The sequence below is a fragment of the Streptomyces sp. NPDC032198 genome, from assembly GCF_040636975.1.
In the GTDB taxonomy this organism is placed as follows: Bacteria; Actinomycetota; Actinomycetes; order Streptomycetales; family Streptomycetaceae; genus Streptomyces.
In genome coordinates, this window is record NZ_JBEZVL010000003.1 from 37,782 (window position 1) to 60,005 (window position 22,224).

A 22,224-nucleotide genomic window follows, 5' to 3' on the forward strand; every position below is an offset into this window, starting at 1 on the left:
GCCCCTTTGGAGCGAACGTGAAAACAGGCGATCAGATCGTTCAGGACCTTCCCTGGCGGTGGTCGGTCCAGGGCAAGATCTTCATCATCGGTGGCCTCGGCTACCTCTTCGACGCGTACGACATCGCGTTGAACGGCTTCCTCATGCCGCTCCTCGGCAAGCACTTCGACCTCTCGCTCAGCGAGCGGGGGCTCGTCGCCACCGCGAACCTGGTGGGGATGGCCGTGGGTGCCGTCGCCTGGGGCGCGGTGGCCGACCGGATCGGCCGCAAGAAGGCGTTCAGTGTCACACTGCTGATCTTCGCGATGTTCTCCGTGCTCGGAGCGCTCGCGCCGACCTATCCCGTCTTCCTCGCCCTGCGGTTCCTCGCGGGTGTGGGGCTCGGTGGCTGCATCCCCGTGGACTACGCCCTGGTGGGCGAGTTCTCGCCGCGCAAGTACCGGGGCCGGATCCTGACCGCGCTCGACGCGTGGTGGCCGGTGGGCGTGACCCTGTGCGGGCTCGTCTCGACGGCGATGCTGACCCTCGACGGGAACTGGCGGTGGATGCTGGCCACGATGGTGCTGCCCGCGCTGCTGCTCTTCTGGGCCCGGCGCGGCATCCCCGAGTCGCCGATCTACCTGACCAAGAAGGGCCGCGAGGCCGAGGCACGCAAGGTCATCGACGACCTGGTCAAGCGGACCGGGGCGCCCGTGGAGCCCTACGTGATCCCCGAGCCGGTGCCGGACGACGGGCCGCGCGGAGTGGCCGCCGCCGTCGACCAGCTGCGCCGCATCTGGCGCTTCAGCCCGCGCATCACCTCCGCGGCCTGGCTGCTCTTCGCCACGATCATGCTCGTCTACTACGCGGCGCTGAGCTGGATGCCCTCGATCCTCAAGGAGGAGGGCCAGGGTGACACCGCCGCGTTCATGAGCACCACCCTGATGAGCGGCGTCGGCATCGTCGGCGTCCTGGTCTCCACCGCCCTGGTGGACCTCGTCGGCCGCAAGTGGCTGATCGGTGTCTCGGCCCCGGTCGCCTCGCTGGCCCTGGTCGTCTTCGCCCTGGTGCGGGACCTGCCGACCGGCTCGGTCGTGGCCATCGGCGTCTTCGGCTTCCTGGCCCAGCTCGCCATCCCCGCCCTGTACGCGTACGTCTCCGAGCTCTATCCCACTCCCCTGCGGGCCAGCGGCTTCGGCTGGGCCTCCTCCGTCAGCCGGGCGCTCACCGGGTTCGCGCCGCTGCTCTTCGGCTCGGTGATGTGGCCGGTGCTCGGGCTGCCGATGACGTTCGCCGTGCTCGGCGGGACGGTCCTGGTGGCCGTCGCGTGGATGGCGGTGGCGGCGCCGGAGACCAAGGGACGCGAGCTGGACGGCGGGGACGAGGGGGCCCCGGCGCCCGCGCCGCTGCCGGTCGCCGAGCAGGCGGCCATCTGACCGCGCCCGGGACGCGGCCGCGCACGGCCCGCTCCGTAAGACCGCTCCCCGTACGACAGGAGGACCATGAAGCCCGCCCCCTTCGCCTATCACCGGGCCCGCGACCTCGACGGCGCCACCCGGCTGCTCGCCGAACTCGGCGACGACGCCAAGGTCGTGGCCGGCGGCCAGAGCCTGGTCGCGATGATGAACTTCCGGCTTGCCCGGCCACGGCATCTGGTCGACATCGGCGGCCTGCGCGAACTCGACGGGCTGCGCACGGACGCGGCGGGCGGGCTGCGCATCGGGGCGCTCACCACCCATCACACCGTGGAGAGCGACCCGGCGGAGCGGCTCGGGGCGGACTTCGGGGTACTGCGCCGGGCCATGCCGTGGATCGGGCATCTGCCGATCCGCACCCGCGGCACGGTCGGCGGCAGCATCGCGCACGCCGACGCCACCGCCGAGTGGTGTCTGCTCGCCGTGGCGCTGGACGCCGAGTTCGTGGCCCGCGGGCCGCGCGGCGAGCGCAGGATCGCGGCCGGGGACTTCTTCCTCGGCTACTACACCACCGCCCTCGACTTCGACGAGATCCTCGTCGAGATCGTCTTCCCGCGTCCGGCGCCGCACGCCGCGCTCACCGAATTCGCCGAACGGCAGGGGGACTTCGCCCTCGTCGCCGCCGTCGTGGACCTCGATGCCGGGGGTGGCGTGGTACGCGGCGGGCGGGTCGCACTCGGCGGTGTCGCCGCCGCCGTGGTGCGGGTGCCCGAGGCGGAGGCCGTCCTCGCCGACGGCGGTTCCTTCGCCGAGTGCGCTGCCACGGCTGCGGCGGCCGTCGATCCCCCGTCCGACGCCTCCGGCAGCACGCACTACCGCAAACAGCTCGTCCGCACGCTCGTCCTGCGTGCCTGTGAGGAGGCGATGGCCCGATGAACGAGTCAGTGGAGAAGCCGGTGAAGAAGGACCGGCTGGTCGGGCGGTCCGTTTCCCGGCGCGAGGACCCCCGGCTGCTCACCGGGCGCGGCCGGTTCGTCGACGACATCGCGCTTCCGGGCATGCTGCACGCCCAGTTCGTGCGCAGCACGGTCGCGCACGGCGAGATCACGTCGATCGACCTGACGGCCGTACGCGACGTGCCGGGCGTCGTCGCCGCGTTCACGGCCGACGATCTGGAACTGACCGACATCACCGCCCAACTGGGCCGTCCAATCACGGAGTTCGTGCCGACGGCGATGCCCGTCCTGGCCCGCGACCGGGTCCGTTACGTCGGGGAGCCCGTCGCGATCGTCGTGGCACGGGACGCCTACGCCGTGGAGGACGGCCTGGAAGCGGCCAAGGTCAGTTACGCGGTTCTTCCGCCGGTCACCTCCGAGGAGGCGGCCCTGGCACCCGGTGCGCCTCTCGTCCACGAAGAGGCGGCGCACAACACCCTCGTGGACGTCTCGCTCTTCGCCACGGACGGCATCGACGCGATCTTCGACGCGGCGGCCTGCGTCGTACACGTCGAGTCGCGGACCGGACGGCAGAACGCCCTCCCCCTGGAGACGCGGGGTGTCGTCGCCCACTGGGACGACCGCGAGGAGCAGCTCGTCCTGCAGACCTGCACTCAAGTACCGCACCAGGTCAGGACGGTGGCGTCCCGTTGTCTGCGCCTGGACGAGCGTGCGGTGCGGGTCGTGGTGCCCGACATGGGGGGCGGGTTCGGCCAGAAGTGTGTCGTCGGGCGCGAGGAGATCGCCGCGGCAGCCGCCGCGCTGCGGCTGCGCAGGCCGGTGAAGTGCATCGAGGACCGCAAGGACGCCCTGTCGGCTTCCTTCCTCGCTCGCGAGCAGCACTACGACGTGCGTGCCGCCTTCGACGCGCAAGGCAGGATCCTCGGGCTCGACGCCGATGTGGTGTGCGACATGGGCGCCTACTCCTGCTATCCGTTCACCGCGGGCATCGAGCCGCTGATGGCGTCGGCGGAGATGCCGGGCGTGTACAAGGTGCCCGCCTACCGCGTGCGCGGCCGAGCGGTCACCACCAACAAGGCGCCCACCGCGCCCTATCGAGGGGTGAGCCGGCCGCAGTACGTGATGGTGATGGAGCGGCTCTTCGAGCGGGCCGCACGTGAACTGGGCCTGGACGCGGTCGAGATCCGCCGCCGCAACGTCATCACCGAGTTCCCGTACACGGGCGTCAACAGCATCACGTACGACCCCGGCTCGTATCTGGAGTCCCTGGACCTGTGCGAGCGGCTCGTCAAGGACGAGGGCTGGTACGAGAAGCGCTCGGCGGCGGCAGCCGCGGGGCGGCACATCGGCATCGGGTACTCCTGCTTCAGCGAACGCACCGGCTACGGCTCCGCTGCCTTCGCCCAGCGCAAGATGCGGGTCGTCCCCGGCTTCGACATCTCCGAGGTCCGGATGGACACCAGCGGCGCGGTGACCGTCACCACCGGAACGATGAGCCACGGGCAGAGCCACGAGACGACGATGGCGCAGATCGTCGCCGATGAACTGGGCCTGGACATCTGCAAGGTGAGGCTCCACCAAGGCGACACCGAGCGCATCAGCTACGGCTGGGGCACCTTCGCGAGCCGCTCCATCACGGTCGGCGGCAGCGCGGTGCGGCTCGCGGCGGCGAAGCTCGGCGAGAAGCTGTGCAAGATCGCGGCGGCACGCTGGGAGGCCGCACCGGACGACGTGCGACTCGCGGACGGCGGTGCACGCCACCGCGACGGCCGCGTCCTCACCTACGAGGAACTGGCCGATGTCGCCTATCTCCAGGCGCACTTGCTGCCCAAGGACATCGAGCCGGGCCTGAGCGCCACCGCCACCTTCGACGTCTTCAACGACGGCACCTTCTCGAACGCCACCCATGGCGTGGTCGTCGAACTCCACGAAGGCACCGGGCAGGTGGAGATCCTGCGGTACGTCTGCGTTGAGGACTGCGGGGTGGCGATCAACCCGCAGGTGGTGGAGGGCCAGTGCCGCGGCGGGATCGCGCAGGGCATCGCTGGGGCGCTTTTCGAGCAGGTGACGTATGACGCCCAGGGCGAGCCGTCGGCGACCAGCTTCATGGACTACAAGGTGCCCACCGCCCACGAGATCCCCGACGTCCTGATCCACCATCTGGAAACGCCCTGCGCGTTCACCGAGACCGGGGCGAAGGGCGCGGGCGAGGGCGGCACCATCGGGGCGCCGGCCGCCGTGCTCAACGCCGTCAACAACGCCCTGCGCCCCACGGGTGTCGAGCTCGACCACACCCCCATCACCCCGGAGACGGTGCACCGCGCCCTGAACCTGGAGCTCTCCTCATGACCGACACCGACACGGACACGGACACGGACACGGACACCTGCAACGTGCTCCTGCTGAACCTCGATGTCAACGGCGAGCAGCACGAAGTGATCACCGAGCCCCGCCGCACCCTCGTCGACGTGCTCCGGCACGATCTGCGTCTGACCGGCACCCACGTCGGCTGCGAGCACGGCATCTGTGGCGCGTGCACCGTCCTGGTCGACGACCGACCCGTGCGCGCGTGCCTGATGTTCGCGGCGCAGGCCGAGGGTGCACGGATCCGTACCGTCGAGTCGCTCTCGGACGGACCCGAACTGAGTGATCTGCAAAGGGCGTTCAGCGATCACCACGGACTGCAGTGCGGCTTCTGCACCCCCGGCTTCCTGATGCTCGCCGAGGGTTTCCTCGCCGAGCGGCCCGAGGCGACCAAGGGCGAGATCCGCGAGGTCGTGGCCTCCAACCTCTGCCGGTGCACCGGCTACCAGACCATCGTCGAGGCGATCGACGGATGCGCCGTCGCCCGGCGCTGCCCCAAGGAGTGCTGATGCAGCTCACCAACTCGGTCCCGGTCAAGGCGTCGCCCGACGAGGTCTTCGCCCTGATGAACGACGTCGAGCGGGTGGCCTCGTGCATGCCGGGCGCCGCACTCGAAGGACGCGACGGAGACACCTGGCAGGGCTCCGTGAAGATCAAGGTCGGTCCGATCAGTGCCGCGTACGCCGGTACGGTCCGCTTCCTGGAGGTCGACCCCGAAGGGCGGCGGCTGCGGGTCCAGGCGCGCGGTGCCGACACCCACGGCAGCGGCGACGCGGAGGCGGAGGTCGCCCTTGAGGTGCTTTCCGCGCCCGAGGGCGCGCTGCTCCAGATCTCCACGGACCTGGTGATACGCGGGAAGATCGCGCAGTTCGGCAAGGGTGCCATCGCGACGGTGTCCGACCGGATCCTGCAGCAATTCGCGCAGAATCTGGGGAGCTTGCTCGACCAGGACCGGTCACCGTCACCGTCCCCGGCCGCCCCTGCTCCAGCTGCGTCAGCCGCGTCAGCCGCGGCTCGTGCCACGACCCCCGCGACCGCCGAACTCGACGGCCTCTCGATGCTCCTCGGCCCGGCAGCGGCCAAGTACGGCCTTGTCGCAGCCGGTTTCGCCTTCGGCCTCTTCGAGGGCTGGCTGATCGGGCGGCTCGGCTCGCAGGCGCGGGAGCTGCGGGCCCTGCGCTCGCCGGGGAGGGCCTCGTGAACTACGGGCAGGAGACGGAACGTACCTACGAACGAGCGGGATTCGGCGCCCCCGTGCGCAGAGGCATCCGCCCCGCCATCCTGGTCGTCGACCTGACGCGCGGTTTCACCGAGGACGGCTTTCCCTCAGGGGCGGATCTGAGCGACGTGGTGGGCGCGGTCGGTGAGCTGATCGAGGCCGGGCGCCCGGCCGACGTGCCCGTCGTCTTCACCGCGATCTCCTACACGCCGGCCGAGGCCACGGGCGACGCCGTCACCTGGCTGCACAAGGCCCAGGGCATGCGGTCCCTGGTCGAGGGCAGCGAGGAGGTGGCACTCGATCCCCGACTGCCTTACGAGCAGCGGGACTTGATGGTGGTGAAGAAGGGCGCGTCGGCCTTCTTCGGGACCTCGCTCGCCGCGCTGCTGACCGGTCTCGGCTGCGACACGGTCCTGGTGTGCGGGGCGACGACGAGCGGCTGCGTGCGGGCCACGGCGGTCGACGCCGTGCAGAGCGGGTTCTCGGTGCTCGTGCCGCGCGCGTGCGTCGGCGACCGTGCCGCGGGACCGCACGAGGCGAGCCTCTTCGACATTCAGGCCAAGTACGGCGACGTCATCGACCTCAAGGAAGCAGTCGACTACCTCGGCACCCTCGCGCACCCCAGGAGGAACGCATGACCCCGCCCGACCGCTGCCTGCCGCAGTCCGCGCTCGCCGACCTGGCCGACATCCCCGCCACCGGCCGCTGGGTCCGCTCGGGCACCACCCGGCTGCACGTACTGGACTACGGCGGCTCCGGCGTCCCGCTCCTCGTCCTGCCCGGCATCACCAGCCCGGCCATCAGCATGGACTTCGTGGCGCGTGAACTGACCGACGTCGCACGCCCGTTGGTGCTCGACATCCGGGGGCGCGGGCTCTCCGACGGCGGTGGCTCCTGCACCCTGGAGGAGTACGCGGAGGACGTCGAAGCCGTCGTCACGGGGCTCGGCCTCGACCGCCCCGTCCTCTTCGGCCACTCCATGGGTGCGCGCATCGCCGCGGTGACCGCGGTCCGCGGCAAGGTGGCGCTGCGCGGCACGGTGCTCGGTGACCCGCCGATGAGCGGCCCCGGCCGCGGGCCCTATCCGACACCCCTGGACGCCTTCCTCGACCAGCTGGCACAGGCCCGGCGCGGCACCGACGCGGACGAGGTGGCCCTGTCGTGGCCGCGCTGGCCGCGCCGGGAGCAGGAACTGCGGGCCCGCTGGCTGGCGAGCTGCGACACGGAGGCGATCACGGCCACACACCGCGGCTTCGAGACCGAGGACTTCTTCGACTGGTGGCCCTCCGTGCCGGGGCCGACGGCGCTCCTGTACGGCGCGGACAGCCCCGTCGTCACCTCCGAGGGCGTCGCGGAGGCCGCGCGGCTGCACCCGGCGGCGGCTCTCAGCAGCATCCCGGACGCGGGCCACATGCTGTTCTGGGACAACTCCGGGGCGGCTCTCGCCGCGCTCCGCGAGGCGCTGCGCCCGATGCTGACCTGAGCGTCCTCACCGATCAACCCCCGTGCTTAAGTGGGCCCCATGGCTGACGAAACCTCCACCACGACGCCTGCGACGGCCAGGACGTCAGGACAGCCCGGACCGCCCGCCGCCCTCACGGCCGCGCCCGGATACCAGGTCAGGCGCCTCTACCAGGCGTATCTCGCGGTCTGGATCCGCGCCGTGGACCCGACACTCACCGGGCCGCAGTTCGCCGTACTGCAGGCCGTGGACGCCTCGCCGGGCCACGACCAGCGGTCGATGGCGTCGGCGGTGGCCCTGGACACGTCGACGATGGCGGACGTGGCACGGCGCCTGGAGAACCGGGGGCTGATCCTGCGCAGGACGGCGGCCGACGACGGCCGCCGCAAGCTGCTCTATCTGACCGAGGAGGGTGAGCGCACCCTCCGCGACTCCAACCGTCGCGCCCGCGAGCTCGACGAGCGGCTCCTTGAGCCGTTCGGCTCCGAGCGGCGCGAAGACGTCATGCATCTCCTCTCGTCCCTCGCCGATCACTGGGAGGGGCTGACCGAGGACTCATAGCCGTACGGGCAGCCGTACGAGAACATCCGGAGGATTCCGTGGCAGTGACCGCGACGACAGCGACCGACCACCACATCGGCATGATCGTGCCCAGCTCGAACCTGACGATGGAGACGGAGCTGCCGCGCATGCTGCGTGACCGCGAGGCGGTGGCCCCGCAGGACCGGTTCGTCTTCCACAGCAGCCGGATGCGCATGAAGCACGTGACGCCCGAGCAGCTCAGGGCGATGAACGCGCAGACCGAGCGTGCCGCGCTCGAACTCGCCGACGCCAGGCCCGATGTGGTCGCCACGGCCTGCCTCGTGGCGATCATGGCGCAGGGTCCCGGCCACCACTGCACGGCGGAGGACGAGATCACCGCAGTCCTGCGCTCCGAGGGCGCGCAGGCGCCGGTGATCTCCAGCGCGGGCGCCCTGCTGGACGGCATCAAGGCGCTCGGTGCCGCGCGGGTCGCGATCATCACCCCGTACATGAAGCCCCTCACGCAGCTGGTCGCCGACTACGTCGAGGACGCCGGGGTCGAGGTCGTGGACGCGCTCAGCCTGGAGGTGCCGGACAATCTGGCGGTGGCCCGGCTCGACCCCGCCGACCTGCGCGACCACTGGCGCCGCGTGGACCTGGGCCGCGCCGACGCGCTCGTCCTCTCCGCGTGTGTGCAGATGCCCTCGCTCGCGTCGATCCAGGCGGTGGAGGACGCCGCGGGTCTTCCCGTCCTGTCGGCGGCCACCGCGACGGCGTACCGCGTGCTGGGTGAGCTCGGCCTGCCGCCGCACGTGCCGGGCGCGGGCAGTCTGCTGCGGGACCCGAGTGTCGCTTGAGCCCGGTGGGCCGAGCGGGCACGATGACCGGACGCACGCTCACCCGGTGTGCCTGAACACCCGCCACCCGCATGGGAGTTGACGCATGGCCGCGATCCCGCCGCCCGAGACCCACCCGATCGACACCAGCAAGCCGCACCCTGCCCGGGTCTACGACTGGTTCCTCGGCGGCAAGGACAACTATCCGGTGGACGAGGAGCTCGGGCTCCAGATCGTGTCGCTCGAACCGCAGACCAAGTACTGCGCCCAGCACAACCGCTGGTTCATGCAGCGTGCCACGCGCCGGCTCGCGGGCGAGGAGGGGATACGCCAGTTCCTGGACATCGGCACCGGCATCCCCACCGAACCGAACCTCCACCGCATCGCCCAGTCGGCCGCCCCCGAGGCGCGTGTCGTGTACGTGGACAACGACCCGATCGTCCTGGCGCACGCGGAGGCGCTGCTGCGGGGCACGCCCGAGGGGGCGACGGAGTTCCTTCAGGTGGACGCGCGCGAGCCGGACAAGATCCTCGAACAGGCCGAGGGGGTACTGGACTTCACACAGCCGATCGCCCTCTCCCTGATCGCGCTGCTGCACTTCATCAGCGACGACGACGGCGCCTATGACGTCGTGGAGCGGCTCGTGTCGGCCCTCGCGCCCGGCAGTCATCTGGTCCTGTCGCAGATGGCGGGCGACTTCGATCCGGAGCGGACGCGGCAGGCGGTGGAGATGTACAAGGCGGGCGGCGTGACGCTCGTGCCGCGCGAGCGGGCCGATGTCGAGCGGTTCTTCGGGGGTCTGGAGCTGCTCGACCCCGGCGTGGTGTGGCTGCCGGACTGGCATGCGGAGCTCGGCGTCGACGAGATCAGGAACGGGTCGCCGGTGCCGCTGTACGCGGGGGTGGCGCGCAAGCCGTAGCCAGGCGGGCCCTTTTGGCGGTGCGACGGTGAATCCCTGCCCCTCTTTTTTAGTCACCTTGACTATAAAAGCGTGACCCCATAACGTCGGCATGACGAAAACGGGGAGGGATTCACCATGGCCGACATCACCCGACGCCTCGGAGCGCACCACCTGCGCTCCGCGCCCACCGCACACATCCGCCACCACAAGCGCGGCCGGCTCGTCCACGACGGGCCGGGGCTGAGCTTCTGGTTCCGCCCGCTCAGCGCCGCGCTCTCCGAAGTACCGGTCGACGACCGCGAGTTGGCGGTCACCTTCCATGCGCGCACCGCCGACTTCCAGGACGTCGCCGTGCAGGCCACGGTGACCTACCGGATCAGCGATCCGGCGCTCGCCGCGTCCCGCCTCGACTTCGCCGTCGACCCGGACACCGGCTCCTGGCGCGGCGCCCCGCTGGAGCAACTCGGTTCCCTGCTCACGGAGTCCGCCCAGCAGAACGCCCTCGACGTACTGGCCCGCACCCCGCTGGCCGAAGCGCTCGCGGACGGTGTCAGCTCGGTCCGTGAGCGGATCTCCGAAGGCCTCGCCGGGGAGCCGAGGCTGCCCGCCACCGGCATCGAGGTCGTCGCCGTCCGTGTGATCGCGATCCGCCCCGAGCCGGAGGTCGAGCGCGCCCTGCGCACCCCCGCGCGGGAGCGGATCCAGCAGGAGGCGGACCGGGCGACGTACGAACGGCGGGCCGTGGCCGTGCAGCGGGAGCGCGCCATCGCCGAGAACGAACTCACCAGCCGCATCGAACTGGCCCGCCAGGAGCAGGAGCTGGTGGAGCGGCGGGGTGTCAACGCACGGCGCGAGGCCGAGGAGAACGCCGCCGCCGACGCCGTGCGCGCCGAGGCCGAAGCCGCCCGCACGGAGCGCCTCGCCCGCGCCGAGGCCGAGTCCGCGCGTACGGTCGGCGAGGCGAGGGCGGCGGCCCAGGCCTCCTGGCTCGCGGCGCACTCGACGGTGGACGCCGCCACCCTGCACGCCCTGGCGGCCACCCGGCTCGCCGAGAACGTCCCGCGCATCGAGAGCCTCACCCTCTCCCCCGACGTCCTCACCGGCCTGCTCGCGAAGCTGGGTCAACACGGAGGTCACCACGGGGACGCCCGGTCATGAGCCTGGCGCCGCGCGCGGTGCTGGTCCACCGCACCACCGAGTACGAGGAGCTGCTCGCCCGGCACGGCACCCACGGCCAGGCCGAGTTCTTCCTCGCCTCGCGCGGCCGGAGCATCCGGGAGGTGGCCGAGCGCCACCACCGGGCGCACCGCACGCTCGCCGACGTGGCCGCCGGGGTGCCCCGGCAGTGGCGGCAGGCGCGCGTGGAGCGTGCCGATCTCGACCGCTTCCTCTTCGGCCCCGAGGACGTGGTGGTGGTCGTCGGCCAGGACGGCCTGGTCGCCAACGCCGCGAAGTACCTCGCCGGGCAGCCGGTGATCGGCATCGACACCGAGCCGGGGCGCAACCCCGGCGTCCTGGTACGTCACCGGGGCGCGGATGCGGCCAAGCTGCTCCCGGCGGCGGTCGCGTCCGGGACCCCGGTGGACGAACTGACCATGGTGGAGGCGGTGTCCGACGACACCCAGCGGCTGCTCGCGCTCAACGAGGTCTATCTCGGCCCGCCGGGCCACCAGACCGCCCGCTACCGCATCGGCCCGGACACCGACACGGCCGCCCCCGAGGCGCAGGCCTCCTCCGGCGTCCTGGTCGGGACCGGAACCGGAGCCACCGGTTGGCTGCGCTCGCTGTGGCAGCAGAGCGGCAGCGCCCTGCCGCTGCCGGGTCCCGCGCAGCCGGGCCTCATCTGGTTCGTACGGGAGGCGTGGCCCTCGCCCGCGACCGGGACCTCGCAGGTGGAGGGGGTACTCACGGCGGCCGACCGGCTCCGGGTCACCGTCGAGTCGGACCGTCTCATCGTCTTCGGCGACGGGGTGGAGAGCGACGCGGTGGAACTGACCTGGGGTCAGACGGTGGTGATCGGGATGTCTGATATCGCCCTGCGCCTCCTGAGTTGACGGCAGGCTGGACGCGGGCCCCCGGCAACGGCGCCGCACCCATGGGGCAGGATGACGCTCGCGCCGGACCACGAACATACGTCCGGCGCGCCCGCACAACCTGGAGAATGAACTGATGGAGCGAGCCCTCACATGGCACGACCTGATCACCGCCGGCATAGCGGTGGCCGTTGGCATCGCGGCGGGTCTGCTGCTGCGCATGACCCTGCGGTGGCTGGGTGAACGGGCCAGCAGGACCCGGTGGAGCGGCGACGACGTCATCGTCGACGCCGTGCGCACCCTGGTCCCCTGTGCGGCGATCACCGCGGGCCTGGCCGTCGCGGCGGCCGCTCTCCCGCTCACTCCCCGGACCGGCCGCAACGTCTCGATGACGCTGACGGCGCTGCTTGTCCTGGCCGGGACCCTGACGGCGGCCCGCGTGGTCACGCGTCTGGTGAAGTCCCTGGCGCAGTCCCGGTCGGGCGTCGCGGGCTCGGCGACGATCTTCGTCAACATCACCCGGGTCGTCGTGCTCGCGATGGGCTTCCTCGTCGTCCTGCAGACGCTCGGCGTCTCCATAGCGCCGCTGCTCACGGCTCTGGGTGTCGGCGGCCTCGCGGTGGCCCTGGCCCTCCAGGACACGCTGGCCAACCTCTTCGCGGGCGTACACATCCTCGCCGCGAAGACGGTCCAGCCGGGCGACTACATCAAGCTCAGCAGCGGCGAAGAGGGCTACGTCGTGGACATCAACTGGCGCAACACGGTGGTGCGTCAGCTGTCGAACAACCTCGTCATCATCCCCAACGCCCAGCTCGCGGGCACCAACATGACCAATTTCAGCCGCCCCGAGCAGGATCTGTCGATCATGGTCCAGGTCGGCGTCAGCTACGACAGCGACCTGGAGCAGGTCGAGCGCGTCACGACCGAGGTCGTGGAGAACGTCATGAAGGACGTCGACGGCGCTCTTCCCGAGCACGAACCGGCCGTGCGCTTCCACACGTTCGGCGACTCCAGGATCAGCTTCACGGTAATCCTGGGCGTCGGCGAGTTCAGCGACCAGTACCGCATCAAGCACGAGTTCATCAAGCAGCTCCATCAGCGCTACCGCGCCGAGGGCATCCGGGTGCCCGCCCCGGTCAGGACGGTGAACGTCCAGCAGGGCGAGCTGCCGCCGGGCCTGATCCCGCACCAGCGCGAGGCCGTGGCACCGACGACGAAGCCGGTGTCGTAACGGAAGGCGCCTCACACCTCAACGAGGGCAGCACCGCGTCACACGGTGCTGCCCTCGTCCACGTGCGGGGCCGCCGACCACCACAGCCGTGGACAGACACCCTGTTTGACAGACCCCGATCACGCAGATCATGATTCCATTAATTGTTTAATGGAATCGAGAGAGGTGCTGCGGTGGACACGACCATGGACGACACCGCCGGGGCCGGTGGATCCTCGGGCGCGCCCGCGCTCGAGGCCCGCGGACTCGGCAAGCGATACCGCCGCGGATGGGCGCTGCGTGACTGTTCCTTCCGGCTGCCCGCCGGGCGGATCTGCGGTCTCGTCGGCCCCAACGGAGCAGGAAAGAGCACCCTGTTGGGGCTCGCCACCCGTCTCGTGGCCCCCACCGAGGGCGAACTGCGCGTCTTCGGCGTGCCGGCGGGCGAGCCCGCCGCGATGCCCCGCTACGCGTTCCTCTCCCAGGACAAGCCGCTGTTCAAGCGGTTCACCGTGGCCGAGACGCTCCGCATGGGCCGCGAGCTCAACCCCGGCTGGGACACGGAGGCCGCGGAGCGCATCGTGCGGGCGGGGCAGCTGCCCCTGGACGCCAAGGTCGGCACGCTCTCGGGCGGGCAGCGCACCCGCGTCGCGTTCGCCCTCGCCTTCGGCAAGCGGCCCGATCTGCTGCTGCTCGACGAGCCGATGGCAGATCTGGACCCACTGGCCCGGGACGAGATGAGTTCGCTGCTGATGTCCGAGGCCGTCGAGCGCGGCACGACGGTGGTGATGTCCTCCCACATGCTGTCCGAGCTGGAGGACATGTGCGACTACCTCCTGGTCGTCGCCGGCGGCCGGATCCGGATGGCGGGCGACACCGAGGAACTGCTCCCGGCCCACGCCCTGGTGACCGGCCTCGCCCCCGACGGGAGGCCGCCCGCGGACCTCGCCCCGCACACGGTGGTCGAATTCCGGGTCCAGGGGCGCCAGTTCCGAGCCCTCGTGCGCCCCCACGGCCCACTGGCCCCGGACTGGGAGGTGACCGAGCCGAGTCTGGAGGAGGTCCTGCTCGCCCACCTCCGCTCGCCGGACGCAAAACCGTTGTTCACGCAGGACGCCCGTATCGAGGCGGAAGGAAACGTCGCCGCATGAGCACCACCCTCACCGAGAAGCAGCGCACCGCGCGGTCGCCCAGGAAGCCGGGACTGCTGCACGGGGTCACCTGGCTCGTCGTACGCCAGCACCGCACCGCTCTGTGGACCCTCGCAGCCGCGACGCTGCTCGGCGCGGCCCTGATCGTCCAGCAGCGCGGCGCGATGTCCGACCTGCTCGATCAGCTCGGCTGGCCCGGCAAGGACGTCACGCTGTCCTCCACCCCGGAGGGATTCGGCTACGTCACCCAGGCCCTGAACTCCCTGCCCGTCGCCCTCGGTGTCTTCCTCGGCGCGCCGCTCATCGCGGGCGACCAGGAGCACGGCACCGCGCAGCTGGTCACCACGCAGTCGGTGCCGCGCCGCCGCTGGCTCGCGGCGAAGCTCGCCTGGTGCCTTTCGCTGGTCCTGGTGTCCACCGTGGTGCTCGCCACGCTGTTCACCTGGTGGTGGGAGCCCTACCGCGAGTTCTTCCCCTCGGACTGGATGCAGGGGGTCGTGTTCGACAACACGGGTCCGATGCTCACGGCGCTCTCCCTGTTCTTCACCACCTGCGGCATCGCGATCGGCATGCTGCTGCGCCGGACGCTGCGGGCCATGATGGCGACGTTCCTCTTCGCCGGCGTCGTGGAGTTCGCCTTCGGCGAGTTCCGCGACCGCCTGGCCACGCCGCGTGTGGTCACCTACCCGATGAACGGCGACGCCCCGGCGTTCCTCGACCAGGCGGTCGAGCACGACCGGTGGATCGGCAGCGCGGACGGTCAGCTCTACGGATGGGGCACGTGCTCCGAACCCACCGAGAAGGCCACCAACGCCTGCATCAAGGAGCACGGCATCGTCAACGACGTCGTCGAGTACTTCGGCTACGACCAGATGCCCGGCATGCAGTGGACCGGCGCCGCCCTGCTGCTCGGCGGCACCGCCGTCGTGGCGGTCTTCATCCTGTGGTGGACGACGCGGCGGCCCCTGTAGGAGCGCCCTGTGAGGCAGCCGGTGACGGCGAGTACGTAAAGTATCGACCGACGAGCAGAGGGTGCGGAAGGTGGGGACAGTGGTCGAATTCCGTATCGACCGGCGCAGCGGCGTGGCCACGTATCTGCAGATCGTGCGGCAGGTCGAACAGGCCCTGCGCATGGGCGCGTTGGTCGAGGGTGACCGGCTGCCCACCGCGGCCCAGGTGGCCGCGGCCACCAAGGTGAACCCCAACACGACGCTCAAGGCGTACCGCGAGCTGGAGCGCGCGGGTCTCGCCGAGGTCCGCCAGGGCGCGGGCACCTTCATCACCCGTTCCCTCGCCCGCCCCCAGGCGGGGCCGGACTCGCCCCTGCAGACCGCCCTCATGGAGTGGATGCGGGAGGCGCGGTCGGCGGGGCTCACCGGGCAGGACGTCACGGCGCTGTTCGAGGCGGTGCACGCGGCCACCTTCCAGGGCGACGCGGTCGGCTGAGCCCGGCGTCACAGGGCCGCCCTCGACAAACCCCGTAAGCGACCGCTTAGTATCGGTGTGCGGGGCTCCCTGCCCCGGGATCGCTGCCGCCGCCGTCACCGCATGGAGAATCCGCATGGCATCCCTGCTCCTGTCCCGTCGTGACCTCGACTTCCTGCTGTACGAGTGGCTCGACGTGCCCGCGCTCACCGGCCGGGAGCGGTTCGCGGACCACTCCCGCGAGACGTTCGACGCCGCCCTGGAGCTGAGCGAGCAGATCGCCACCCGGCACTTCGCCCCGCACAACAAGAAGAACGACGCCCAGGAGCCCACCTTCGACGGGGAGCGGGTGCACGTCATCCCCGAGGTGAAGGAGGCGCTGCGGGTCTTCGGGGACTCGGGGCTCCTCGCGAGCGCCATGGATCACGAGATCGGCGGCGGGCAGCTGCCGGCCGTGGTGGCGCAGGCCTGCTTCGCGTGGTTCCAGGCGGCGAACGTCGGCACGGCCGCGTACCCCTTCCTGACCATGGGCAACGCCAATCTGCTCCTCGCGCACGCCTCGAAGGAGCAGATCGACACCTTCGTGCGCCCCATGGTGGAGGGCCGCTTCCTGGGGACGATGTGCCTCTCCGAGCCGCAGGCCGGTTCGTCGCTCGCCGATGTGCGCACGCGCGCCGAGGAGCGGCCCGACGGGACGTACCGCCTCTTCGGGAACAAGATGTGGATCTCCGGCGGCGAGCACGAGCTCTCGGAGAACATCGTGCATCTGGTCCTCGCCCGGATTCCCGGCGGCCCGCCCGGCGTGAAGGGGCTCTCGCTGTTCATCGTGCCGAAGGTGCTCGTCGGCGACGACGGTGCGCTCGGCGAGCGCAACGACGTCGTGCTCGCGGGCCTCAACCACAAGATGGGTTACCGGGGCACCACGAACACCCTGCTGAACTTCGGCGAGGGCGCCCACCGGCCCGGCGGTGAGCCCGGCGCGGTCGGCCACCTCATCGGGGAGCCGAACCGCGGGCTCGCGTACATGTTCCACATGATGAACGAGGCGCGGATCGGCGTGGGTCTCGGCGCCACCGCGCTCGGCTACACCGGCTATCTGCACGCCCTCGACTACGCGCGCACCCGCCCGCAGGGCCGGCCGCTCGCCGCGAAGAACCCGGCGTCGGCGCAGGTCCCGATCATCGAGCACGCCGACGTACGCCGCATGCTCCTCGCCCAGAAGGCGTACGTGGAGGGCGCGATGGCGCTCAACCTGTACTGCGGGCTGCTGCTCGACGAGCAGCACACGGGCACCTCGCAGGAGGCGCGCGACGAGGCGAAGCTGCTGCTCGACGTGCTCACGCCCATCGCCAAGAGCTGGCCGTCGCAGTGGTGCCTGGAGGCCAACGACCTGGCGATCCAGGTGCACGGCGGCTACGGCTACACGCGCGAGTACAACGTCGAGCAGTTCTACCGCGACAACCGCCTCAACCCCATCCACGAGGGCACGCACGGCATCCACGGCCTCGACCTGCTCGGCCGCAAGGTGATCATGGACGGCGGCGCGGGCCTCCGGCTGCTCGTGGAGCGGATCGCGCGGACGTCCGCCCGCGCCAACGCGGTGGGCGGTTCCGCGGCCGGGTACGGGCGTGCGCTCGACACGGCCGCGGCGCGTGCGGTGGAGGTGACCCAGCGGCTCTGGTCGACCGGTGACCCGCAGACGGCGCTCGCCAACGCGAGCGTCTACCTCGAAGCGGTCGGGCACGTGGTCGTGGCCTGGATGTGGCTGGAGCAGCTGCTCGCGGCCGAGTCCGGCACCGAGGACTTCCACGTGGGCAAGCGCGGTGCCTGCCGCTACTTCTTCCGCCATGAACTGCCCAAGACAGAAGCCCAGTTCACGCTCCTGGAGAGCCTGGACCGGACCGCTCTCGAACTGGACGAGAACGCCTTCTGACCGAGGGGCTTCCGACCCAGAAGTACAGGAACACCGAGCACACCGCCGCGAACGCGCACCACGTGGAGATGTACTCGTGCCGCCACAGCAGCACACACACCGTCGCCCCGACGGCGACCAAGGCGCCGAAAAGGATCAGGCCCCGGTCGCCGGAGAGGAGCAGCGAGCCGACGGTGGCGAGCAGATATCCGGCGATGATCAGCTCGGGCCGGGGCAGGCCGAACGCGTACCCGACCGTGTGGCCGCGGATCTCGGCCGTCACGGTGCGGGTCGCCAGGTAGTAGGAGAGCGCCGCCGATGTCGCGACGCCCGCCACCAGCGGGACCAGCAGACGGCGGCGGGCGCTCGGGGGCGCCGGGCACAGCACCGCAAGCGGCAGCCAGAGAGGGAGCAGCGGCAGGGCGATCACGGCCCAGGCGACGGTGGCGGGGCCGGTGCCGCCGTCGGCGCGCCAGACCTCGGACTCGATGATCTGGTGCGCGCCGAGCAGCAGCGGGAGCGCGGCCATCGGCAGGTCGCGCGGGCGGCCCCCACGGGCCGCGCGGGTCACACAGGCGACCCCCACGGCTGCGACACCCACGCCTGCCACGAGATCGGCCGTCGCGTTCCAGCACATGATCCCCACGCTAGGGCCCCCGCCGCCCGGGGGCGCGGCGGGCGGTCCGGCGGGGTTACGCGGCCCCGCCCGGGTCGGGCTCGATGTTCTGGTTGAGGCGGAAGACGTTGTCCGGGTCGTACGCGGCCTTGACCCGCGCCAGGCGTGCGTAGTTCCCGCGGTAGCTCGCCCGCACCCGTTCCTGCCCCTCCTCCATCATCATGTTCACGTAGGCGCCGCCCGCGGAGTACGGGTGCAGGGCGTCGAAGTAGTCGACGGCCCAGCGCTTGACGAGGTCGGTGTTGGCCGGATCTGTGTCCACTCCCGCGTAGACACAGGCCCAGCGTGCGCCCCGGTAGCTCCACGCGGTGTCCGCGGAGCCGTGGTCGTGGGCGGCACCGTCGATGGGGTAGAGGTGCATCGTCGACTTCATGGTCGGCACGTCGGGGCCGAACTTGCCGTGCAGGGCGATGGCGTCGTCAGGGATCTCGTCGACGAAGTCCGCCCGCCAGTACCACTGGTCGCCGTGCGGGTAGAGCCCGTCGAACATGGACTGCAGCACGGGGTGCGGCATCTCCGACACGGCGTGCAGGAGCGGGTCGGGCAGCGCGTCGAGCAGGGGCGCCATGGCGTGGGCCGCCGCGTCGGGGTCGTCGTGGGTGTGGCACCACACGATGCCGCAGACCTTGCGCAGGTGGAGGCTCTCCGGGAAGGGCGGGGCCGGGGGCACGGTGCCGTACATGAAGAAGCCGTTCACCTCGCGCGGCGCCCGGGGCAGGAAGTCCCGGTAGGCGGCGAGGACCTCCGCGCCTCGTTCGGCGGGCCAGAAGGTGGGGCCCGCGACGACGGTGCTCAGCTCGTGCAGCCGGAAGAGGAAGGAGGTGACGACGCCGAAGTTGCCGCCGCCGCCGCGGATCGCCCAGTACAGGTCCGGGTTCTCGTCGGCGCCCGCCCGCACCTGGCGGCCGTCGGCCAGGACGAGGTCGGCTTCCAGGAGGTTGTCGATGCTCAGTCCGAACCTGCGGGTGAGGTGGCCGAGGCCGCCGCCGAGGGTGAGCCCGCCGACCCCGGTCGAGGAGATGATGCCGCTCGGCGTGGCCAGGCCGTGCGCGTGCGTGGCGCGGTCCACCTCGCTCCAGACGCAGCCGCCGCCGACCCGTGCCGTGCGCGCCGCCGCGTCGACCTCGATCGACTTGAGCGGCGACAGGTCGGCGACCACGCCTCCGTCGACGGTGCCCAGGCCCGCTCCGTGGTGGCCGCCGCCGCGGACCGCGAGCGGCAGCCCGTGTGCGCGGGCGAAGCCGATGACAGCGGACACGTCGTCGGCGTCGGTGCAGCGGGCGACGAGCGCGGGCCGCTTGTCGGCCATCGCGTTGTAGACGGCGCGGGCCTCGTCGTACCCGGCGTCGTCCGGACCTGTCAACTCCCCTTTGAAGCTTGCCAGTTCGTGGCGCGCTGCCTGTGCGGGTGTGATGGACATGTGCTCCCCCGTTGGATCGGTACATCCCGATCCGCCCTTTCTAGTGCTGCCCGGGGCGCACCGATATCCGTGCCCGCCACCCAGCTCACAGTCGCGGTTACCTACTTTTCGCGGCCGATTTCCACCCCCAGCTGCGCGGCGCGGGCGGCGACCTCGCGCCGGGTGCGGGCGCCGAGCTTCTCCAGGACGGCCCGGACATGGTTGTCGACCGTGCGCACGGACAGGAAGAGCCGGCCGGCGATCTCGATGTTGGTGAGGCCCTCCGCCAGGAGCCGGCCGACCTGGAGCTGGCGGCCGGTGAGCCCTGCCGGGTTGCGACGGGTCGCCGCGTGCGGGCCGCGCGGGATGCGGGCGACACCCAGGGCGCGCAGGTCGGCGCGGACGAGCCGGGCCAGGGGTTCGGCGCCCAGGGCGTCGAGAGCGGCGAGCGCGGTGAGCTTGTCCGCCGGGTCCGGGCTCTCCGCGAGGGCGGCGGCGTGCTCGTAGGGGCAGCCCGCCGCCCGCCAGGCCTCGGCCGCCCGGCGCCACTGCCCGGCGGCCTGCAGGGCGTACGGATGGTCGGAGCCGTCCGCGGGGACGGGGTGCCCCGCCTTGGCGAGCCAGTGGCCGAGCTCCGCGCGGTAGGGCGTGGCCGCCAGGCCGCGCGCCTGCGCGTACAGGGGGCCGACGGCGTCGGCCACGGCCGTGTGGTCGCCGCGCAGCCAGGCGGCCTCCGCCCGTGCCGCCGCGACCGGGGCGGTGCGCTGGAGTTCCTGGGTGCGCGCGGCGACCTCCCAGGCCCGTCCGAGGAGTTCGTCGCCGCCTTCCGCGCCGCGCCGGATCCGTACCCGTGCGAGGACGGTCAGGGCGGGGCAGCGCGCGGGCGGGAATTCGTAGGCGTCACCGGACTCGGCGTGCTTCTCCGCCTCGTCCCACTTTCCGGCTGCGAACTGCCGTAGCGCCAGCTCCACTTGGAGGTAGCGGAGGAACCCCAGATGTTCCGTGCGGTCCGCGAACTCCATGGCGGGTCCGAGGAAGTGGTCCGCCTCCGTGAACCGGAGGTTCTCCAGGAGGGTCCAGATGACATTGGCGTAGGCGCGGCAGGCGTGTTCGGCCTCGCCCGCCTTCAGTGCGACGGCCAGGCTCTCCTCCAACTGCGGTCGCCCCAGCGGATCGCCGCCGCGCCAGCGGGCGGTGCCCACGTTGTTCAGGGCGTGGGAGAGGATCGCCGCGTCGTTCGTGCGCCGGGCGAGGGTGATGGCGCGCTCGCCGTAGCCGATGGCCTCGACATACCGGTCGGAGAGCATGCGCAGCTGTGAGGTGTTGCTGAGCGCGAGCGCCAACAGCCGCTCGTCACCGGCCTGTTCGAGTACGTCGATGGCTTCCCTGGCGGCCTCCTGTGCCGCGTCCGCGTCGCCCGCCCACCAGTGGATCCGCGACAGCCAGCGCAGATCGGCGCCGAGTGCCCGCAGGTCGCCCTGGGAGCGGCGCAGGGCGACGGCCTCCCGCTGGGCGCCGACGGCGGCCGGTGAGTCGGCGATGGTGTAGCTCTCCACGGCGAACCGCTCCAGGAGGTCGGCGAGTTCGGCCGGTCCGTAGCGGTCGCGCTGTCGCAGGACGAGCCGCAGCTGGGCGGCGGCCTCGCGGTGCGCACCGGTGCGTGCGGCGTCCCTCGCCGCGTCGGGTCCGTAGCGCGCGATGGCGTCCTGGTCGCCCGCCTGGGCGGCGTGGTGGACGATGCGGGAGGCGTCGGCGCCGGGCTGCGCCACCAGGACGGTGAGCACCCGGCGGTTGAGCTCGATCCGCCGCGCCGAGGGCAGCGAGTCGGCGATGGCCCGCCGGATGATCTCGTGCCGGAACATCACACGCTCCGGGGTCACGACGAGCAGGCCGCGCCGCTCCGCCGCGGTCAACTGGTCCACCCCGTAGGGCAGTAGCGCGTCGGCCAGCGGGTGCTCGGCCGCCGAAGGGACCACGGCGAGCTGTTCGAGGGCGTCGCGCGCCGCGTCGTCGAGGCCGCGCAGCCGGGCGAGGACGGCGTCGACCACGGTCGGCGGCACGTCACCGGTGCCGCCCGCCGCGACGACCTCGGCCACGTAGAAGGGGTTGCCCGACGTCACGGCGTACACCTGCGCGGGATCGAGGCGGCTCACCGCGCTCAAGGTGCGCACCGCGTCGCGGGACAGCCGGGCCAGCGGGACGCGGTGCACGCGCGCCGCCCTCGACACCTGGCCCAGGAGGTGCCGCAGCGGATGCTCGCGGCCCAGCTCGTCGTCGCGGAAGGTCAGCACAAGGACCGCGGGCAGCCGGTCCACACGGCGTACCAGGAACCGCAGCGCGTCGAGAGAGGCCTCATCCGCCCAGTGCACGTCCTCTACGACGAGGACCGTCGGATGCGGCGGGTCACCGAGCTCGGCCCGCAGCGCGTCGTACACCCGGTGCCGGTCGCCGCCCTCGGTCACCGCCTGCGCCAGCTCGGTCCGCACACTGCCGACAAGGTCACGGAAGGGGCCCAGCGGCCGCCGCGTGGCGAGGTCGTCGCACTGCCCGACCAGCACCCTGGCCTGCGCGGACAGCGCACCCGGCAGGGCGTTCACGAGGCTCGACTTGCCGATCCCGGCCTCACCGAAGACGAGCGCCACCGAACCCGCCCCGTCGGCCGCTTCCCGTGCGGCGGCGGTCAGTCGAGCCAGCTCACGATCCCGCTCGAGGATCCCCCCGTCCACGCGGGAAATTCTGCCACGCGATCATGTTTTTCCGTCGC

General features: G+C 71.7%; 20 protein-coding genes. 17 read left to right on the top strand and 3 right to left on the bottom strand.

What is annotated here, in order from left to right; all coding sequences use genetic code 11:
* Window positions 1-17 precede the first annotated feature (17 nt).
* The 17 genes from AB0E78_RS08355 to AB0E78_RS08435 all read left to right on the top strand — a co-directional run bounded on the left by AB0E78_RS08355 (window position 18) and on the right by AB0E78_RS08435 (window position 17,406).
* A complete protein-coding gene (locus tag AB0E78_RS08355) occupies window positions 18-1,415 on the top strand; it encodes an MFS transporter (protein ID WP_361829624.1) in 1,398 nt (465 codons plus the stop codon).
* 66 nt (window positions 1,416-1,481) lie between these two features.
* A complete protein-coding gene (locus tag AB0E78_RS08360; protein ID WP_361829625.1) occupies window positions 1,482-2,330 on the top strand; it encodes an FAD binding domain-containing protein in 849 nt (282 codons plus the stop codon).
* Window positions 2,327-4,699: a xanthine dehydrogenase family protein molybdopterin-binding subunit gene (locus AB0E78_RS08365; protein WP_361829626.1), complete on the top strand. Its 2,373-nt coding sequence runs from the start codon at window positions 2,327-2,329 to the stop codon at window positions 4,697-4,699. The genes AB0E78_RS08360 and AB0E78_RS08365 overlap by 4 nt, the downstream gene beginning before the upstream one ends.
* Window positions 4,696-5,223, top strand: coding sequence for a (2Fe-2S)-binding protein (locus tag AB0E78_RS08370; RefSeq protein ID WP_361829627.1), 528 nt, complete (start codon window positions 4,696-4,698; stop codon window positions 5,221-5,223). The genes AB0E78_RS08365 and AB0E78_RS08370 overlap by 4 nt, the downstream gene beginning before the upstream one ends.
* Window positions 5,223-5,915: an SRPBCC family protein gene (locus tag AB0E78_RS08375; RefSeq protein ID WP_361829628.1), complete on the top strand. Its 693-nt coding sequence runs from the start codon at window positions 5,223-5,225 to the stop codon at window positions 5,913-5,915. The genes AB0E78_RS08370 and AB0E78_RS08375 overlap by 1 nt, the downstream gene beginning before the upstream one ends.
* Window positions 5,912-6,571: an isochorismatase family protein gene (locus AB0E78_RS08380; protein WP_361829629.1), complete on the top strand. Its 660-nt coding sequence runs from the start codon at window positions 5,912-5,914 to the stop codon at window positions 6,569-6,571. Before AB0E78_RS08375 ends, AB0E78_RS08380 begins: the two co-directional genes overlap by 4 nt.
* Window positions 6,568-7,416: an alpha/beta hydrolase gene (locus AB0E78_RS08385; protein WP_361829630.1), complete on the top strand. Its 849-nt coding sequence runs from the start codon at window positions 6,568-6,570 to the stop codon at window positions 7,414-7,416. Before AB0E78_RS08380 ends, AB0E78_RS08385 begins: the two co-directional genes overlap by 4 nt.
* Before the next feature lie 39 nt (window positions 7,417-7,455).
* Window positions 7,456-7,956, top strand: a complete 501-nt coding sequence (locus tag AB0E78_RS08390) for a MarR family winged helix-turn-helix transcriptional regulator (RefSeq protein WP_361829632.1) — start codon at window positions 7,456-7,458, stop codon at window positions 7,954-7,956.
* A gap of 80 nt (window positions 7,957-8,036) precedes the next feature.
* Complete coding sequence (locus AB0E78_RS08395; protein WP_361830405.1) at window positions 8,037-8,774, top strand: Asp/Glu racemase; 738 nt, start codon at window positions 8,037-8,039, stop codon at window positions 8,772-8,774.
* An 85-nt stretch (window positions 8,775-8,859) separates the two neighbouring features.
* The gene (locus tag AB0E78_RS08400; protein WP_361829633.1) at window positions 8,860-9,672 is read left to right on the top strand and encodes an SAM-dependent methyltransferase; all 813 of its coding nucleotides are present in this window, start codon (window positions 8,860-8,862) and stop codon (window positions 9,670-9,672) included.
* A gap of 117 nt (window positions 9,673-9,789) precedes the next feature.
* Window positions 9,790-10,812 carry an SPFH domain-containing protein gene (locus AB0E78_RS08405; RefSeq protein ID WP_361829635.1) on the top strand — a complete coding sequence of 341 codons (1,023 nt, stop codon included), beginning with the start codon at window positions 9,790-9,792 and terminating at the stop codon, window positions 10,810-10,812.
* Window positions 10,809-11,708, top strand: a complete 900-nt coding sequence (locus tag AB0E78_RS08410) for a hypothetical protein (protein WP_361829637.1) — start codon at window positions 10,809-10,811, stop codon at window positions 11,706-11,708. Before AB0E78_RS08405 ends, AB0E78_RS08410 begins: the two co-directional genes overlap by 4 nt.
* Before the next feature lie 115 nt (window positions 11,709-11,823).
* Window positions 11,824-12,918: a mechanosensitive ion channel family protein gene (locus tag AB0E78_RS08415; protein WP_361829639.1), complete on the top strand. Its 1,095-nt coding sequence runs from the start codon at window positions 11,824-11,826 to the stop codon at window positions 12,916-12,918.
* Window positions 12,919-13,103: 185 nt separating this feature from the next.
* A complete protein-coding gene (locus AB0E78_RS08420) occupies window positions 13,104-14,048 on the top strand; it encodes an ABC transporter ATP-binding protein (protein WP_361830407.1) in 945 nt (314 codons plus the stop codon).
* A complete protein-coding gene (locus tag AB0E78_RS08425) occupies window positions 14,045-15,019 on the top strand; it encodes an ABC transporter permease (RefSeq protein WP_361829641.1) in 975 nt (324 codons plus the stop codon). Before AB0E78_RS08420 ends, AB0E78_RS08425 begins: the two co-directional genes overlap by 4 nt.
* A 70-nt stretch (window positions 15,020-15,089) precedes the next feature.
* Window positions 15,090-15,494 carry a GntR family transcriptional regulator gene (locus AB0E78_RS08430; protein WP_361829643.1) on the top strand — a complete coding sequence of 135 codons (405 nt, stop codon included), beginning with the start codon at window positions 15,090-15,092 and terminating at the stop codon, window positions 15,492-15,494.
* A 115-nt stretch (window positions 15,495-15,609) separates the two neighbouring features.
* Complete coding sequence (locus AB0E78_RS08435) at window positions 15,610-17,406, top strand: acyl-CoA dehydrogenase (protein ID WP_361829644.1); 1,797 nt, start codon at window positions 15,610-15,612, stop codon at window positions 17,404-17,406.
* On the opposite strand, the gene AB0E78_RS08440 is transcribed toward AB0E78_RS08435, so the two are convergent.
* From AB0E78_RS08440 to AB0E78_RS08450, 3 genes are all read right to left on the bottom strand, one after another.
* On the bottom strand, window positions 17,348-18,022 hold the full coding sequence (locus tag AB0E78_RS08440) for a DUF6629 family protein (RefSeq protein ID WP_361829645.1): 675 nt from the start codon (window positions 18,020-18,022) through the stop codon (window positions 17,348-17,350). The genes AB0E78_RS08435 and AB0E78_RS08440 overlap by 59 nt on opposite strands.
* A 55-nt stretch (window positions 18,023-18,077) precedes the next feature.
* The gene (locus AB0E78_RS08445) at window positions 18,078-19,481 is read right to left on the bottom strand and encodes an FAD-binding oxidoreductase (protein ID WP_361829647.1); all 1,404 of its coding nucleotides are present in this window, start codon (window positions 19,479-19,481) and stop codon (window positions 18,078-18,080) included.
* Window positions 19,482-19,582: 101 nt separating this feature from the next.
* Complete coding sequence (locus AB0E78_RS08450) at window positions 19,583-22,186, bottom strand: AAA family ATPase (protein ID WP_361829649.1); 2,604 nt, start codon at window positions 22,184-22,186, stop codon at window positions 19,583-19,585.
* Window positions 22,187-22,224: the final 38 nt, after the last annotated feature.

What these genes read in the sequence shown, in the direction of transcription:
- AB0E78_RS08425 (WP_361829641.1), top strand. Translation starts at nt 14,045, where the DNA reads ATGAGCACCACCCTCACCGAGAAGCAGCGCACCGCGCGGTCGCCCAGG.
- AB0E78_RS08390 (WP_361829632.1), top strand. Translation starts at nt 7,456, where the DNA reads ATGGCTGACGAAACCTCCACCACGACGCCTGCGACGGCCAGGACGTCA.
- AB0E78_RS08445 (WP_361829647.1), bottom strand. Translation starts at nt 19,481, where the DNA reads ATGTCCATCACACCCGCACAGGCAGCGCGCCACGAACTGGCAAGCTTC.
- AB0E78_RS08370 (WP_361829627.1), top strand. Translation starts at nt 4,696, where the DNA reads ATGACCGACACCGACACGGACACGGACACGGACACGGACACCTGCAAC.
- AB0E78_RS08440 (WP_361829645.1), bottom strand. Translation starts at nt 18,022, where the DNA reads ATGTGCTGGAACGCGACGGCCGATCTCGTGGCAGGCGTGGGTGTCGCA.
- AB0E78_RS08375 (WP_361829628.1), top strand. Translation starts at nt 5,223, where the DNA reads ATGCAGCTCACCAACTCGGTCCCGGTCAAGGCGTCGCCCGACGAGGTC.
- AB0E78_RS08360 (WP_361829625.1), top strand. Translation starts at nt 1,482, where the DNA reads ATGAAGCCCGCCCCCTTCGCCTATCACCGGGCCCGCGACCTCGACGGC.
- AB0E78_RS08395 (WP_361830405.1), top strand. Translation starts at nt 8,037, where the DNA reads ATGATCGTGCCCAGCTCGAACCTGACGATGGAGACGGAGCTGCCGCGC.
- AB0E78_RS08410 (WP_361829637.1), top strand. Translation starts at nt 10,809, where the DNA reads ATGAGCCTGGCGCCGCGCGCGGTGCTGGTCCACCGCACCACCGAGTAC.
- AB0E78_RS08385 (WP_361829630.1), top strand. Translation starts at nt 6,568, where the DNA reads ATGACCCCGCCCGACCGCTGCCTGCCGCAGTCCGCGCTCGCCGACCTG.
- AB0E78_RS08420 (WP_361830407.1), top strand. Translation starts at nt 13,104, where the DNA reads ATGGACGACACCGCCGGGGCCGGTGGATCCTCGGGCGCGCCCGCGCTC.
- AB0E78_RS08415 (WP_361829639.1), top strand. Translation starts at nt 11,824, where the DNA reads ATGGAGCGAGCCCTCACATGGCACGACCTGATCACCGCCGGCATAGCG.
- AB0E78_RS08435 (WP_361829644.1), top strand. Translation starts at nt 15,610, where the DNA reads ATGGCATCCCTGCTCCTGTCCCGTCGTGACCTCGACTTCCTGCTGTAC.
- AB0E78_RS08405 (WP_361829635.1), top strand. Translation starts at nt 9,790, where the DNA reads ATGGCCGACATCACCCGACGCCTCGGAGCGCACCACCTGCGCTCCGCG.
- AB0E78_RS08400 (WP_361829633.1), top strand. Translation starts at nt 8,860, where the DNA reads ATGGCCGCGATCCCGCCGCCCGAGACCCACCCGATCGACACCAGCAAG.
- AB0E78_RS08365 (WP_361829626.1), top strand. Translation starts at nt 2,327, where the DNA reads ATGAACGAGTCAGTGGAGAAGCCGGTGAAGAAGGACCGGCTGGTCGGG.